This window comes from Massilia sp. FBCC-B171, from assembly GCF_059134155.1.
In genome coordinates this window covers 2,789,335-2,803,684 of the sequence record NZ_CP101443.1, presented here as the reverse complement: position 1 = coordinate 2,803,684, position 14,350 = coordinate 2,789,335, and the positions used below count along the sequence as shown (strand labels likewise).

Genomic DNA, 14,350 nt, shown 5'->3' with positions numbered 1-14,350 from the left:
TGCCGTCCCTCAGCCGATGGAGACCCTCATGTCCCTGACGCACCGCTTTTCGCCCGCCCGCGCCGTCCTCGCGATCGCATTCGCACTCGGCCTGTCCCACACCGCACTGGCCCAGAACGCGGCCCCGCAAGCCGCCGCCGCCACCTTCGACGTCTGCGCCGACGAAGCCACGGGGCGCTGGCGCTACTCGGGTGTGGTGACTGCGCCGGGCCTGGAAGGGGCGCAGGTGCGCGTCGACAGCCGCATCCAGAACCAGACCTCGCGCGACGGCTATGTGGATGCGGCGGCGGCCAGCGCGGGCCTGGCGCAGGCGCGGGCAGGGAGCACGCTGGTGGTGCCCTACAGCGTCGAGGCGCCGCCCTTGACGCTGGGCGTGCTGCGCAGCGCCGCCACGATACAGCTGAGCACCTTGACCGACCCCACCCTGCGCACGCTGTTCGTGGAGAGCGAGATGATGACCGCCGACGCCGTCTGCGGCTGCGCGCCCAAGGGCTGCGTGCGCACCCAGGGCTACTGGGGCAACAAGCCGAACGTACTCTGGCCCGCACCCTACAGCCGCAAGGCGCTGTTCTTTTCCTCAGGCCTCACCTGGCAGCAGATCCTCGACACGCCGCCGCGCGGCAGCGGCTACATCATCCTGGCACACCAGTACATCGCCGCCGTGCTGAACCGCGCCGCGGGTGCTTCGGCGCCGTCCGGCGTGCAGTCGGTGATCAATGCAGCGAACGCCTGGCTGCGCAGCGGCACGGTGCCGTCGACCTGCGGGCCGGGCGATTGTGCGACCCAGAAAACCTGGGCCGGGGTTCTGGATACGTATAACAACGGGCAGTATCCGGGGGCGCCGAAGCATTGCGATTGAATGCCACGCGACGGGGAGCGAAGGGACGTAGGGTGGGCGGCTACACCCGACTGACTGGTTGGCCAGCGGCTTGAACGCCGCCCACGCGTTCAACCAGCGTTTGAAGGGACGCGAAGTTTCACGAGCCGGTTGAACGCGTGGGCGGCGCGTATGCAGCGTGGTTGCATCGGTTAGGGTGTAGCCGCCCACCCTACGTCCCTCCGATCAACGTCATTAGAACGCCAACAATAAAAAAGGCGCTTCCTCGGAAGCGCCTTTCTCGTCCAGCCGATCAGAATTACTTGATCGTGGCCTTCTTCAGCAGCGACTCGCGGTATTCCGCCAGTTTGCGCTGCTGCAGCTGTTCTGCCACCTGCTGCTTGACCTGGTCCAGTGGCGGGATCGTCACCGGGCGGGTTTCGTCGAGCTTGATGACGTGGTAGCCGTACTGGGTCTTGACCGGGGTGTCGGTGATCGCGCCGACCTTCAGTGCGCTCATCGCCTTCGAGAACTCAGGCACGAAACGCGATGGGTCGGTCCAGCCGAGGTCGCCGCCATTGGCAGCCGAACCCGGGTCCTTGCTCTGCTTGGCCAGTTCTTCGAACTTGGCGCCGCCCTTGAGCTTGGTGATGATCGCTTTCGCGTCTTCCTCTTTCTCGACCAGGATGTGGCGTGCCTTGTATTCCTTGTCCGGTGCGCCGGCTTTCGCCTTGTCGTACTCGGCCTTGATGTCGGCGTCCTTGACCGGGTTCTTCTTGACGTAGTCGGCCAGCATCGCGTTGATGATGATGCTCTGGCGTGCGTTGTCGATGGCGGCCTTGACGTCGGCGCGCGCGCCCACGTTCTGCTTGTCGGCTTCCTGGATCAGCACTTCACGGCCGATCAGGTCCTTCTTGATCATTTCACGCAGCTGCGGCGAATCGGTTGCACGGCCTTGGGCGACGACCTGCTTGACCATCTGGTCGACCCGCGCTGCCGGAATCGGCTTGCCGTTCACGGTCGCAACGTTCTGGGCGAAGACAGGTGCGGCCACGATGAACGACATGGCGAGCAACAGGCGGGTTGGCTTCAAAATCATTGTTCAGATCCTATAAAAACTCGAAAAGTCGCCCGTTGGCGACGACAGGGCCGGCGCCAGCGACGGCGCCGGTGGCAAACATCTTACTGCACCTTTGCCTTTTTGACCATTTCCTCTTGGTATGCCGCCAGTTTGCTCTGAGTCAGGCCTTCCGCGATCTGGGACTTGATCTCTTCCATTGGCGGCACTTTCACCGCGCGCACGTCGTCGACCTTGATGACGTGGAAGCCGGCGCCGGTTTTCACCGGGGTGTCGGTGACGCCGCCTTTTTGCAGCTTGGTGAAGCCGGCTGCGAATTCAGGCGGGAAGGCCGATGGTGCTGCCCAATCGAGATCGCCGCCATTGGCAGCCGAACCGGTGTCCTTGCTGGTCTTGGCCAGTTCTTCGAACTTGGCGCCGCCCTTGAGCTTGGCGATGACGGCTTTCGCTTCGTCTTCGGTGCCGGTCAGGATGTGGCGGATGTGGTATTCCTTCTCGCCGGCCTGGGTCTTGGCGTAGCGGTCGTACTCGGCCTTGATGTCGGCATCGGTCACCGGGTTCTTGGCGATGTAGTCGCGTGCCAGCTGGTTCACGACGATGGCCTGGCGGGCGCTGTCGAGGGCTTGCTTGACGTCGGGCTTTTTGTCGTAGCCTTGCTTGATGGCTTCCTGCATCAGTACTTCGCGGGCGATCAGGTCACGCTTGACGGCTTCGCGCAGTTGCGGGGAATCCTGGCCCTGGCCCTGGGCGACGACCTGCTTGACGATCGCATCGACGCGCGAGGTCGGAATGGCCTTGCCGTTCACGACGGCCAAATTCTGGGCGAAGGCGGGCGCTGCGCAGGTAGCAAATGCGGCGGTCAAGGCTAACAGCAGGCGTGCTGGCTTCAAAGTCATTATTGGTTCCTGTGGAGGGAGAGTCTTGGACAAGATTAGAGTCGTTCTTTTGCCGAGCAGTTCAACAATTGTGCGTCAGCGATTGTGAGTCAATTTTCTTAAGCGAGCCTGAACCGGCCTCAGTCCGTTTCAGAGGGCGCCAGCGCCGTGATGGCGAGGGCGTGGATCTCGGCCCGCATCATTTCGGCCACGGCATCATACACCAGTCGATGACGCATGACGAGTCTCAGTCCATGGAAGCGCTCGGAGACGATTTTGACGCTGTAATGCCCGCCGCCGGAGGCCGCGCCGGCGTGGCCGGCGTGCAGGTGGGAATCGTCGGTGACTTCGAGCAGGCTGGGCGCAAGCGCCGCCTGCAGCGCCAGCTGGATGCGCTCGGGGCGGCTGTCGACGGCTGGATTGACGGGTTGGCCGGGATTCATGCTTTCTCCTGCGGAATGTGTTTCATGAGCAGCATCGACTGGGCAATGGTGAACACGAAGAAGATGGCGGTCATGCCGAAGACCTTGAAGTTGACCCAGGCGGCCGTGTTATCGCGAAACACGACGAAGGCCATGATCAGGTTCAGCGCGCCGAGCAGGAACAGGAACACGACCCAGGTGAAGCCGACGCGCGGCCAGACGGCGTCCGGCAGCGGCAGCGCTTCTTCCATGGCCTTGCGCATCAGGTTCTTGTTGAAGAACACCTGGCTGATCAAGAGGCCGGCGGCGAAGACCCAATAGATGATGGTCGGCTTCCACTTGATGAAGGTTTCGTCGTGCAGGTAGATCGTCATGCCGCCGAAGACGACGATGACGAAGAAGGACACCCACAGCATGCCGTCCACCTTGCGCCGGCGCAGCATCAGGTAGCCGACCTGGAGGAAGGTCGCGATGATGGCCACCACGGTGGCGAGCATCATCGGCGCCTGGTCCGCCAAAATCTTGCCGCCCGAGACCATGCCGCCCAGGTACTGCTCGGCGATGGCCAAAGCGGCCGCTTCGTTACCGTTCCCTAATTTATAGACGAGGAAGAACAGGATCAGCGGGAAAAAGTCGAACAGGAATTTCATGGTGCTCCGGATATTTAAACTTCTTCAAACCGCAGGGCGGCCGAGTTGATGCAGTAGCGCATGCCGGTCGGCGGCGGGCCGTCCGGGAACACGTGGCCCAGGTGGGCGTCGCAGACGGCGCAGATGATTTCGGTGCGGCGCATGCCGTGGGTGGTGTCGACTTTCTCGATGACGTTCTCGGGGTCGAGCGCGCGGAAATAGCTGGGCCAGCCGCAGCCGGACTCGAACTTGGCGTCGGACTCGAACAGCGGCGTATTGCAGCAGACGCAGTGATAGATGCCGTGGCCGTGATGGTCCCAGTACTTGCCGGTGAAGGCGCGTTCGGTCGCGGCATGGCGCGTCACCTGGTATTCCATCGGGTCCAGCTGCGAACGCCACTCGGCGTCCGTCTTCGTCACTTTATCGGTCATGGTGTTCTTTCTATAGAAAATTACGAGGAGCAGCTTACTTCAAGGTGGGCCGCCCAGTCGGGCGGCAGCGCGGCATAGTGTTCCTTGCCGGGCTGCTCGTCGAAGGGCTGTTCGAGCACGGCCAGCAGCTCGCGCACGAGCGCATAATCGCCATTCTGCGCATGTTCGATCGCCTGCTGGGCCAGATAGTTTCGCAGAACGTACTTCGGGTTGACGCGGTTCATGGCGGCGCGGCGGTAGCCATCGACGCTGTTTTCCAGGCGCAGGCGTGCGCGGTAGCGCCCGGCCCATTCGTCGAAGGCGGGGCGGTCGATGAACAGGTCGCGCAGCAGCGCGTCGGTATCGGGCGCCTCCACCTGCAGCTCGCTTAAACGCCGGAACATCAGCGTGAAGTCGACGTGGCCGGCCTGCATGATGGAGAACAGCCCGTCGAACAGTTCGCGGTCGCCGTCCTGCACGGTGGCCAGGCCCAGTTTCGCGTGCAGCAACTCGTCGAGCCTGGCTTCGAAGGCCGGCATGTAGGCGTCCAGCGCTTCTTGCGCCTCGTCGACGGTGCCGATCAGGAGCAGCAGGGCATTGCCCAGCGCATAGCAATTCCAGTGGCCGATCGCGACCTGGTTCGCATACGAATAGCGCCCGCCCTGGTCGGTATGGTTGCAGATGTGGTTGACGTCGAAGGCTTCCATGAAGCCGAAGGGGCCGTAGTCGATGGTCAGGCCGAGGATCGACATATTGTCGGTGTTCATCACGCCATGCATGAAGCCGACCGACTGCCAGCCGGCGATCATGCGCGCGGTGCGGCGCGTCACTTCCGCCAGCAGTTCCTTGTAAGGATTGGCGGCCGCGCGCAGCTCGGCATAGAAGGTGTCGATCACATAGTCGGCCAGCACCCGCAGTTCTTCCGGCTTGTCGCGGTAATGCCAGTGTTCAAAAGAGCCGAAGCGCACGAAACTGGGCGCCATGCGGGTGACGACGGCAGCCGTTTCGATGTTCTCGCGCATCACGCGCTGGTTCGAGCCGGTCACGACGAGGGCGCGCGTGGTCGGAATGCCGAGCGCAGCCATGGCTTCCGAGCACAGGAATTCGCGAATCGAGGAGCGCAGCACGGCGCGCCCGTCGCCCATGCGCGAATACGGCGTCTTGCCGGCGCCTTTGAGTTGCAGTTCCATTCGGCCCTCGGGGCCGTCGGCGTCGCCGAGCAGGATGGCGCGGCCGTCGCCGAGCTGGCCGGCCCAGACGCCGAACTGGTGGCCCGAGTACACGGCCGATACCGGCTCGGAGCCCGGCAGCAGGGTGTTGCCGGTAAAGGCGGACACGAAATCCTCCTGCGCCAGTGCTTCCAGGTCCAGGCCCACCAGGCTGGCCGCACGGCTGCTGGCCGCGACGAAATAGGGCGCGGGCAGGGGCGTCGGCATCAGGCGTGTATAGAACGCGGGCGGCAGCGCGGCGAAGCCGTTCTTGAGTTGCAGTTCGTCAGGCGTAATGGCAGCTCCGTGTCAGAAAATGAGCGAATAGAGGGAAACAGCGATTCTACCGTACCCGGCTCATTCTATTCACGCACGCCTGTAGCGCCACTACGCTTACATCCGGTAACGGAATAGTACGGTCGTGCTGCGACGCAGCATGGAAAGCCCTTGACGGGTGACAGCCGAGCGACTCACACTCGTCCGGAGTTAATGTTTCGTCCACAGGAGACCATGCACATGTCATATCCGAAGAGCCCGCTCATGGGCCAGATGATGAACCAGCCCTTGCTCATCTCGAGCATCATCGAATTCGCCGCGCGCCATTTCGGCAGCAATGAAATCGTGTCGCGCCGCGTCGAAGGCGACCTGCACCGCTACACCTACCGCGAGTGCGAGCAGCGTTCGCGGCGCATGGCGCAGGTGCTGGAAGGCCTGGGCGTGAAGCTCGGCGACCGCGTCGCGACCCTGGCCTGGAATGGCTACCGCCACCTGGAGCTGTATTACGCCGTCTCCGGCTCCGGTGCGGTGATGCACACGGTCAATCCGCGCCTGCATCCGGAACAGATCGCCTACATCGTCAACCACGCCGAAGACCAGTACCTGTTCTTCGACCTGACCTTCCTGCCGCTGGTCGAGGCGGTCGCCGCCCACTGCAAGACGGTCAAGGGCTTCGTGATGATGAGCGACCGCGCCCACATGCCGCAGGAAACAAAGATCCCCAACCTGCTGTGCTACGAAGACCTGATCGCGTCCAGCAGCGACGACTACGCCTGGCCGCTGTTCGACGAAAACTCGGCCGCGACCCTGTGCTATACCTCGGGCACCACCGGCAACCCGAAGGGCGCGCTCTACTCGCACCGCTCGACCATCCTGCACGCCTACGCGTCCAGCACCCCGAGCGCGCTGAACGTCTCGTCGGCCGACACGGTGCTGCCGGTGGTGCCGATGTTCCACGTGAACGCCTGGGGCCTTCCGTATTCGGTGCCGCTGTCGGGCGCGAAGATGGTGTTCCCGGGCGCGGCCCTGGACGGCAAGTCGCTGTACGACCTGTTCGAATCCGAAGGCGTGACCTTCTCGGCCGGCGTGCCGACGGTCTGGCTGGGCCTGATCAACCACGCAGTCCAGAACGACCTGCAATTCTCCACCTTCCGCCGCACCGTGATCGGCGGCTCGGCCTGTCCGCCGGCGATGATGGACACCCTGATCGACAAGCTCGACGTGCAGGTGATCCACGCCTGGGGCATGACGGAAATGTCGCCGCTGGGCACCGCCAGCACCCTGCAGGCCAAGCACCGCGACCTGCCGAAGGATGAACAACGCAAGATCCTGCAAAAGCAGGGCCATGCCATCTACGGCGTCGACATGAAGATCGTCGACGACGAGGGCAAGGAACTGCCTTGGGATGGCACGACCTATGGCCACCTGTACGTCAAGGGCCCGTGGATCATCTCGCGCTACTTCAAGGACGAGGGCGGCGACGTGCTGGTCGACGGCTGGTTCCCGACCGGCGACGTGGCCACCATCGACGGCGACGGCTACATGCAGATCACCGACCGCAGCAAGGACGTGATCAAGTCCGGCGGCGAGTGGATCGGCAGCATCGACCTGGAAAACATCGCCATGTCGCACCCCGCCGTGCTGCAGGCGGCCTGCATCGGCATCGCGCACCCGAAATGGGACGAGCGGCCGATGCTGGTCGTCGTGAAACGTCCGGGCGTCGAAGTGTCGCGTGAAGAGCTGCTCGGCTTCTTCGAAGGCAAGATCGCGAAATGGTGGCTGCCGGACGACGTCGTCTTCACGGAAGCGCTGCCGATGGGCGCAACCGGCAAGATCCAGAAGAACCGCTTGCGCGACCAGTACCGGGAGCACAAGCTGCCGACGGCTTGATGTTCATCCGGCGGCGTTTCATGCTGCCGGACCTCCCCAGCCGCCCAGTGGCGGCTGGCGGAACAGCAGCTGCACCTGCTCCGCCGGCACCGGCCTGGCCAGCAAGAAACCCTGGATCTCGTCGCAGCCGTGGCGCTTCAGGAAATTGGCCTGGCCGCGGGTTTCCACGCCCTCGGCGTTGACCCGCATGCCCAGCGTCTTGGCGAAGGAAATGACGGCCAGCGCCACCGCGGCCGCGCTGGGCGCGGTTTCGATCTCGTGGACGAAGGAACGGTCGATCTTCAGCTTGTCGGCCGGGAAATTGCGCAAGGCGGCCAGGCTGGAATAGCCGGTGCCGAAATCGTCGATCGAGATCGTCACGCCCAGGCCCTTGAGTTCGTGCAGCAGATTTGCGGCATGGTCGAGGTCGTGCATGATCGAACTCTCCGTCACCTCCAGTTCCAGGCAGCCGGGGCCGATGCCGGTGTCGCGCAGCACTTGCCGCACCGTGTCGACGATGCCGTCGTCGCGCAGCTGGCGCGCCGCGATGTTGACCGCGACCGATTTATTCCCCAGGCCCGCCTGTTGCCAGTAGCGCGCCTGCAGGCAAGCCTGCAGCAGCACCCGCTCGCCCAGCCCGACGATCAGGGCCGAGTCTTCGGCCAGCGGAATGAACTGGCCCGGCTGCAGCATCCCGCGCCGTGGATGGGCCCAGCGCGCCAACGCTTCGGCGCCCACAAAAGCGCCGCTCGCCACATCGAGCTTGGGCTGGTAATGGACAAGTACTTCGCCGCTCGCGATGGCCTGGCGCAGTTCCGTTTCGAGTCCCATGCGTTCGGCCACGGCGGCATCATGCGTGCTGGCGTAGAACTGGATCGCATCCTTGCCCGATACCTTGGCGCGGTGCATGGCCGAGTTGGCGCGGCGCAGGAGCAGTTCGGGCTCGATGCCGTCGGCTGGGTAGACGCTGGCGCCGATGCTGCAGGTCACCACCACGTCCTTGCCCGCCAGACGCACCGGCTCGCGTACCGCCGCCCGCATGGCCGACAGGCGGGCGCCGCTGCGTTCGACGCCGTCGAGGCGGGCCAGCAGGATCACGAATTCGTCGGAACCGATGCGCGCCACCGTATCGCCCTCGTGCGCCAGGCGCGCCAAGCGCCGCGCCGTCTCGCACAGGAACAGGTCGCCACAGGCGTTGCCCAGGCCCGTATTCATGAACTTGAAGTTGTCGAGGTCGAGATAGATCGCCGCGACCATGCAGTTGTCGCGCGCGGCCGCGGCGATCGCGCCCTCCAGGCGGTCGGTCAGCAGGGTCCGGTTGGCAAGGCCCGTGAGCTGGTCGTGGGTGGTGCGGTATTCGAGCTCGCGGGTGCGCTCGGCCACGCGCAGCTCGAGGGTGTCGCGCGCCTCGCGCAGTTCGGCATTGAGCTCTGCCAGCCGGGCCTGGTATTTGCGCGCCGTGACGATCCGGCCGATCGTGCCTGAAATATTGCCGAGAAAGGCCAGGTAAGGACGCAGTGCGGCAGCGTCGCGCACTTCCAGCACCAAGTGGCCGTAGCGCTGGCCGGCCGCCTCGATCGGGAAGCATTGCAGCTCGTCGCCGGGGCCGTGCAGGGCGCCCCTGGCCGCTGCCTGCTGCAGTTCATGCTCGCAGCGCCCCAGCAGCGCCGCCATGCGCTGGTTCGGCGGCACCGTGTGCCCGTCGAGCTGAACGTGGACGTCGGCCACGCCGGGCATTTCGCTCAAGGCGCGGCGCACGAAGCCGGCAATGCGCACCTCGTCTGGAATGGCATCGATGGCTTGCTGGATGACCAGCAGGCGTCCGAGTACGGCAGCGGTGGGCAGCCCGGGGCGCCCGGTGTCGTCGTCTCCCATGGTTCAGGCGGAGTGTTGGCAGAAGGGATTGCGCAGCACATGCCCGCCCACGATCATCACCGGATGCACGTTCATGATCTCGAACATCAGCGCGCCGTCGAACTGGCGCAGGTCGTACTGGCACATGACGGTGATCGGCGTGTCCTTCACCAGGGCATTGATGCGCGCCTCGCACTCGACGATCCGGTCGGCGCCGGGCACGCCGCGCGCGGCCCAGTTCGCTTCGCCGGCGATGCGCGCCCCGGCCAGGCCGGCCGCCTTCGATTCCAGGTAGCGCTTGCGCAGGCGCTCGAGCATCGCATCCGGGTCGAAGCGGCCGTCAGGGTAATAGCCTTCCATGGCGGTCGACATCGCCACTTGCGGCGGCAACCCAAGCTCAGCCATGGCACGCGGCAGGTCGGCGCGCGTGGGGACGTCGGCCAGGTAGTCGAAGGATTCGCCTTCGAGCAGGGCGTGGCGCGCGAACAGGGGCAGGATGCGGCGCCGCTCCTCCTCGCTGTTGTAGAGGTAACAGATATGGGTGCCTTCCGGATAAGTTTCATCCGTAAACCCGAGACAGATGTGCCGCCCTGACTGCCCCATGCCGGTCTCCTTGCGGAATTTTCCGAGCCAAAGGTAAATACGCCTGAATGCAGCCAGCATACACCCGCCGGCGCGGGAAGGCATCCCGGGCGGTGGCGGGCGGGCCTCAGTGCGGCCGGCCGGGCGGAATCAGGTGGCGGAAGGTGGGCTCGATGTGGCGGGCATGCAGGTGCCGGACGATGTCTTCCAGCGTGGCGTCCTCGAGCAGGAGGACCGCCTTCGATTGCGGCGCCGCAAGGGGCGCAGCCGGCGCCTGGCTGGCCGGGTGCTGCAAGGCTGCGAAGGCGCGTTCGAACTGGACGCTGCCGACGCTTTCGATGGCTTCCAGGAAGGCGGCCTGGGCCGGCGCCGGCGGCGCCATCTCGAGCCAGGGCTCTTCGGCGAACGAGGCCCCCATGCCCGGGTGAATGAAGGCGGCCCATTTGCCGGTGGCCGGGTTCAGGCAGGGCGGCAGGGCGGCCATGGCTTCGTCCGCAGCGCCTTCGGCGCCGGGCAGCCAGGCCTGGCGCAGCAGACCGGCGAACCGGCGCGCCTGTGCCTCTGGTACGGGCGTGGCCAGCGAAATCCACAGGCTGTAGCCCTTGCCGCCGGATACGCTCACGGCCGGGGCAGGGAAGCCGTGCCCGGCCTGCAGGCTGCTTGCCGCTTCGCACAGGCGCGTCCAATGGCCGTTTTCTCCGTCCTCGGGCAATTTGTCGAAGGGGATGGCGATCGCCCGCGTCAGACCGTCGGGCGCGATTAGGGACAGAGGCTGGGTGTCGTGGCCGAGCAGGCGCTGGGCCAGCTGCGCAGGGTCCAGCGTCCCCGCCGGAATGAACAGGCGCATCAGTTCAGCAATCAGTTTTTCCATATAAAGCTCCCGGGCCGCGGCCGCATGCAGGTTCGATTCGAACCCGGCATTCTGACACATGCGCATGGCCTTCATGCAGGGCGGGCAGGACCGGCAATCTTTCGGCTTCAAAAATAACACGACCGTACTTTTTGGCGTTATAGTTGAAAGTGCAGGTTCAACCAATTAAAAAGGAAGAGACATGAGTGCAGACTACGTCGTGCGTGGCAGCGTTGCCGTCATCACCCTGAACAATCCGCCGGTCAATGGCATGGGCATGGAAACCCGTACCGCCGCCGTCGCCGCGCTGCGCCGCGCCGCGCAGGACGACGCGGTCAAGGCCATCGTCATCACCGGCGCCGGCAAGGTGTTTTCGGGCGGAGCCGACATTCGCGAATTCAATTCGCCGAAAGCGCTGACCGAACCGACCCTGCACACCCTGATCGCCACCGCCGAAAATTCCGAGAAGCCGGTCGTGGCCGCCATCCACGGCGTCTGCATGGGCGGCGGCCTGGAGCTCTCGCTCGGCTGCCACTACCGCGTCGCCACGCCTGGCGCCCAGATCGGCCTGCCGGAAGTCAAAATCGGCCTGGTGCCGGGCGCCGGCGGCACGCAGCGCCTGCCGCGCGTGGTCGGCCTCGAGCAGGGCCTGAACATGATCGTCTCGGGTAACCCGGTGCTGTCGGAAAAGCTGGCCGGGACCAAGCTGTTCGACAAAGTGTTCGCAGAAGGCGCCGACCTCGTCGCCTCCGCCGTCGAATTTGCCGAAGGCATCGCCGACACGCGTCCGCTGCCGAAAGTGCGCAACCTGAAGGTCGACTACCCGAACGCTGAAGCTTTCCTGCAATTTTCGCGCAATACCGTGAAAGCCATGAGCGGCCCCTTCCCGGCGCCGCTCGACTGCGTCGAATGCGTGGCCGCCAGCGTGACGATGAAGTTCGAAGACGGCCTGAAATACGAGCGCGACCGCTTCCTGGCGCTGGCCCAGACGAATGAATCGAAGGCATTGCGCCACGCCTTCTTCGCCGAGCGCGCCGCCAGCAAGGTGCCGGACGTGCCGGCAGACACCCCAACCCGCAAGATCGAAAAAGCCGCCGTGATCGGCGCCGGCACCATGGGCGGCGGCATCGCGATGAATTTCGCGAACGCCGGCATCCCGGTGACGGTCCTGGAAACGAAACAGGAAGCGCTGGACAAGGGACTGGCCACGATCCGCAAGAACTACGAGAACACGGTCAAGAAGGGCAAGCTCTCGCCGGAGAAAGCAGGACAGCGCATCGGCCTCATTACCGGCACCCTGTCGTATGAGGAAATCGCCCAGGCCGACATCGTGATCGAAGCGGTGTTCGAAGACCTGGGCGTCAAGGAAACCGTGTTCCGCCAGCTCGACGCGGTCATGAAGCCGGGTGCGATCCTGGCGTCGAACACCTCGACCCTCGACCTCGACAAGATCGCCGCCTTCACCAAGCGCCCGCAGGACGTGATCGGCCTGCACTTCTTCAGCCCGGCCAATGTGATGAAGCTGCTGGAAATCGTGCGCGGCAAGGAGACCGCGAAGGACGTGCTGGCCACTGGCCTTGCGCTGTCGAAGAAGATCAAGAAGACCGGCGTGGTCTCGGGCGTGTGCGACGGCTTCATCGGCAACCGCATGCTCGAACAATACCTGCGCCAGGCCTTCTTCTTGTTGGAGGAGGGCGTGCTGCCCGAGCAGGTCGACAAGGCGATCGAAAAGTTCGGCTTCGCCATGGGCCCGTTCCGCATGAGCGACCTGGCCGGCAATGACATCGGCTGGTATATCCGCAAGCGCCGCTACATCGAGACCCCGGACATCGAGTACTCGAAAGTGCCGGACCTGCTGTGCGAACAGGGCCGCTTCGGCCAGAAGACGGGCGCCGGCTGGTACGACTACAAGGCGGGCGACCGCACCGCGTATCCGTCGCCGGTGGTGAACGAGCTGGTCGCTTCCCAGCTGCAGGCCAGCGGCGGCGAGCGGCGCAAGGTGTCGGACGAGGAAATCGTCCAGCGCCTGGTGTTCGCCCTGGTCAATGAAGGCGCGCGCATCCTGGAAGAAGGCATTGCCCTGCGCGCTTCCGACATCGACATGGTCTACCTGACCGGCTACGGCTTCCCGCTGCACCGCGGCGGCCCGATGCTGTATGCCGACACCGTCGGCCTGCCGAATGTGCTCGAGGCCATGCGCGCTTTCGCACGCGGCAAGCATGGCGACGCCTGGGCGCCGGCGCCGCTGCTGGAACACCTTGCCGGCGAGGGCAAGGGCTTCAACGGCTGACAACGCGGTGATGGCGGCGGGTCGTCGAACCCGTCGCCGCAGCACCGGATGCCCTTTTACGGCCCGGCCAGCCGGCGTGCATTCGCATCGCTGCGAAACAGGATAGTCTGCGCCGGCACTTCTGCTTGCGCGCGCTGGGCTTGCATCACGATTGTTTGCAGTCCTTCGTGGTGCGGCGACCGGGCGCAGACCGGGTCGGCGTTTTCGGCGTCGCCCGTCAGCGCATAGGCCTGGCAGCGGCAGCCGCCGAAGTCCTTGCTCCGCTCGGGACAGGTGCTGCAGGGCGACTTCATCCAGGCGTCGCCGCGGTAGCGGTTGAAGGCGCCGCTGGCGTACCAGATTTCCTCCACACTGTAATCGCGCACGTTCGGAAACGCGATGCCGGGCAGCGAGCGCGCCGCATGGCAAGGCAGGGCCGTGCCGTCCGGCGAGACGCCGAGAAAGACCGAGCCCCAGCCGTTCATGCAGGCCTTGGGGCGTTCCTCGAAATAGTCGGGCACGACGAACAATATCCGCACCCGGTTGCCGATGCGGGCGCGGTATTCGTTCACCACGGCTTCGGCGCGCTCCAGCTGCTCGCGGGTCGGCATGAGCTGGGCGCGGTTGACCAGTCCCCAGCCGTAATACTGGGTATTGGCCAGTTCCAGGTATTCGACCCCCATCTCGAGCGCCATCTCGATGATGCGCCCGACGTGGTCGAGGTTAAAGCGGTGCAGCACCACGTTCAGGACCATCGGATAGTCGTACTGCTTGATCAGTTTGGCCACCCGCGCCTTCAGCTCGAAGGTTTTGGCATTCGAGAGGAAGTCGTTCATCTCCCGGGTCGAGTCCTGGAAGGACAGCTGGATGTGGTCCAGGCCCAGTTCCTTCATGCGCGCCAGGCGCGGCTCGGTCAGGCCCACGCCGGAGGTGAGCAGGTTGGTGTAGAAGCCGAGCCGGCGGCCTTCGCCGACGAGTTCTTCCAGGTCCTCGCGCACCAGGGGCTCGCCGCCCGAGAACCCGAGCTGGGCCGCACCGAGCGCGCGCGCCTGGCGCATGACGCCGAACCATTCGGCGGTGCTCAGCTCCGCAGCCTGGCGCGTGTAGTCGACCGGGTTGTAGCAAAAGGCGCAGTGCAGCGGGCAGCGGTAGGTCAGCTCGGCCAGCAGCCAGAGCGGCGCGGCAATGCGGGGGTGGGGCGCGTTCATGAT

Annotated in this window: 13 protein-coding genes; 3 read left to right on the top strand and 10 right to left on the bottom strand. The window is 65.0% G+C overall.

The window, feature by feature from the left end; all coding sequences use genetic code 11:
- The first annotated feature begins 28 nt into the window (after positions 1–28).
- Complete coding sequence (locus tag NMB41_RS12760; RefSeq protein WP_494378192.1) at positions 29–859, top strand: hypothetical protein; 831 nt, start codon at positions 29–31, stop codon at positions 857–859.
- Between the two features lie 277 nt (positions 860–1,136).
- Here the strand turns inward: NMB41_RS12760 and NMB41_RS12755 are convergent, their stop codons facing one another.
- From NMB41_RS12755 to NMB41_RS12730, 6 genes are all read right to left on the bottom strand, one after another.
- Complete coding sequence (locus NMB41_RS12755) at positions 1,137–1,916, bottom strand: peptidylprolyl isomerase (protein ID WP_494378191.1); 780 nt, start codon at positions 1,914–1,916, stop codon at positions 1,137–1,139.
- An 83-nt stretch (positions 1,917–1,999) separates the two neighbouring features.
- The gene (locus tag NMB41_RS12750; protein ID WP_494378190.1) at positions 2,000–2,791 is read right to left on the bottom strand and encodes a peptidylprolyl isomerase; all 792 of its coding nucleotides are present in this window, start codon (positions 2,789–2,791) and stop codon (positions 2,000–2,002) included.
- A 119-nt stretch (positions 2,792–2,910) separates the two neighbouring features.
- Positions 2,911–3,213 (bottom strand): BolA family protein, encoded by a 303-nt coding sequence (locus tag NMB41_RS12745; protein WP_494378189.1) that lies wholly within the window; start codon positions 3,211–3,213, stop codon positions 2,911–2,913.
- Positions 3,210–3,842 carry a septation protein A gene (locus NMB41_RS12740; protein ID WP_494378188.1) on the bottom strand — a complete coding sequence of 211 codons (633 nt, stop codon included), beginning with the start codon at positions 3,840–3,842 and terminating at the stop codon, positions 3,210–3,212. The genes NMB41_RS12745 and NMB41_RS12740 overlap by 4 nt, the downstream gene beginning before the upstream one ends.
- A gap of 14 nt (positions 3,843–3,856) precedes the next feature.
- Positions 3,857–4,252: a peptide-methionine (R)-S-oxide reductase MsrB gene (msrB, locus tag NMB41_RS12735; protein ID WP_494378187.1), complete on the bottom strand. Its 396-nt coding sequence runs from the start codon at positions 4,250–4,252 to the stop codon at positions 3,857–3,859.
- A 20-nt stretch (positions 4,253–4,272) separates the two neighbouring features.
- Positions 4,273–5,667 (bottom strand): protein adenylyltransferase SelO, encoded by a 1,395-nt coding sequence (locus NMB41_RS12730; protein WP_494378186.1) that lies wholly within the window; start codon positions 5,665–5,667, stop codon positions 4,273–4,275.
- Positions 5,668–5,949: 282 nt separating this feature from the next.
- Here NMB41_RS12730 and NMB41_RS12725 point away from each other — a divergent pair, with 282 nt between their 5' ends.
- Entirely contained in the window at positions 5,950–7,605 is a 1,656-nt protein-coding gene (locus NMB41_RS12725) for a 3-(methylthio)propionyl-CoA ligase (RefSeq protein ID WP_494378185.1), read from the top strand.
- A gap of 18 nt (positions 7,606–7,623) precedes the next feature.
- On the opposite strand, the gene NMB41_RS12720 is transcribed toward NMB41_RS12725, so the two are convergent.
- The 3 genes from NMB41_RS12720 to NMB41_RS12710 form a co-directional block, all read right to left on the bottom strand.
- Positions 7,624–9,459, bottom strand: coding sequence for a putative bifunctional diguanylate cyclase/phosphodiesterase (locus NMB41_RS12720; RefSeq protein ID WP_494378184.1), 1,836 nt, complete (start codon positions 9,457–9,459; stop codon positions 7,624–7,626).
- A gap of 3 nt (positions 9,460–9,462) precedes the next feature.
- Entirely contained in the window at positions 9,463–10,041 is a 579-nt protein-coding gene (locus tag NMB41_RS12715; RefSeq protein ID WP_494378183.1) for an MEDS domain-containing protein, read from the bottom strand.
- A 106-nt stretch (positions 10,042–10,147) separates the two neighbouring features.
- Positions 10,148–10,891, bottom strand: coding sequence for a hypothetical protein (locus NMB41_RS12710; protein WP_494378182.1), 744 nt, complete (start codon positions 10,889–10,891; stop codon positions 10,148–10,150).
- Between the two features lie 181 nt (positions 10,892–11,072).
- Between NMB41_RS12710 and NMB41_RS12705 the strand changes: the two genes are divergently transcribed.
- Positions 11,073–13,160, top strand: coding sequence for a 3-hydroxyacyl-CoA dehydrogenase NAD-binding domain-containing protein (locus tag NMB41_RS12705; protein ID WP_494378181.1), 2,088 nt, complete (start codon positions 11,073–11,075; stop codon positions 13,158–13,160).
- A gap of 56 nt (positions 13,161–13,216) precedes the next feature.
- Here the strand turns inward: NMB41_RS12705 and pqqE are convergent, their stop codons facing one another.
- On the bottom strand, positions 13,217–14,347 hold the full coding sequence (gene pqqE, locus NMB41_RS12700) for a pyrroloquinoline quinone biosynthesis protein PqqE (protein ID WP_494378180.1): 1,131 nt from the start codon (positions 14,345–14,347) through the stop codon (positions 13,217–13,219).
- Positions 14,348–14,350: the final 3 nt, after the last annotated feature.

Excerpts from the sequence above, each read along its gene's own strand:
- NMB41_RS12760 (WP_494378192.1), top strand. The coding sequence starts at position 29 with ATGTCCCTGACGCACCGCTTTTCGCCCGCCCGCGCCGTCCTCGCGATC.
- NMB41_RS12755 (WP_494378191.1), bottom strand. The coding sequence starts at position 1,916 with ATGATTTTGAAGCCAACCCGCCTGTTGCTCGCCATGTCGTTCATCGTG.
- NMB41_RS12750 (WP_494378190.1), bottom strand. The coding sequence starts at position 2,791 with ATGACTTTGAAGCCAGCACGCCTGCTGTTAGCCTTGACCGCCGCATTT.
- NMB41_RS12745 (WP_494378189.1), bottom strand. The coding sequence starts at position 3,213 with ATGAATCCCGGCCAACCCGTCAATCCAGCCGTCGACAGCCGCCCCGAG.
- NMB41_RS12740 (WP_494378188.1), bottom strand. The coding sequence starts at position 3,842 with ATGAAATTCCTGTTCGACTTTTTCCCGCTGATCCTGTTCTTCCTCGTC.
- msrB (WP_494378187.1), bottom strand. The coding sequence starts at position 4,252 with ATGACCGATAAAGTGACGAAGACGGACGCCGAGTGGCGTTCGCAGCTG.
- NMB41_RS12730 (WP_494378186.1), bottom strand. The coding sequence starts at position 5,667 with ATGCCGACGCCCCTGCCCGCGCCCTATTTCGTCGCGGCCAGCAGCCGT.
- NMB41_RS12725 (WP_494378185.1), top strand. The coding sequence starts at position 5,950 with ATGCACATGTCATATCCGAAGAGCCCGCTCATGGGCCAGATGATGAAC.
- NMB41_RS12720 (WP_494378184.1), bottom strand. The coding sequence starts at position 9,459 with ATGGGAGACGACGACACCGGGCGCCCCGGGCTGCCCACCGCTGCCGTA.
- NMB41_RS12715 (WP_494378183.1), bottom strand. The coding sequence starts at position 10,041 with ATGGGGCAGTCAGGGCGGCACATCTGTCTCGGGTTTACGGATGAAACT.
- NMB41_RS12710 (WP_494378182.1), bottom strand. The coding sequence starts at position 10,891 with ATGGAAAAACTGATTGCTGAACTGATGCGCCTGTTCATTCCGGCGGGG.
- NMB41_RS12705 (WP_494378181.1), top strand. The coding sequence starts at position 11,073 with ATGAGTGCAGACTACGTCGTGCGTGGCAGCGTTGCCGTCATCACCCTG.
- pqqE (WP_494378180.1), bottom strand. The coding sequence starts at position 14,347 with ATGAACGCGCCCCACCCCCGCATTGCCGCGCCGCTCTGGCTGCTGGCC.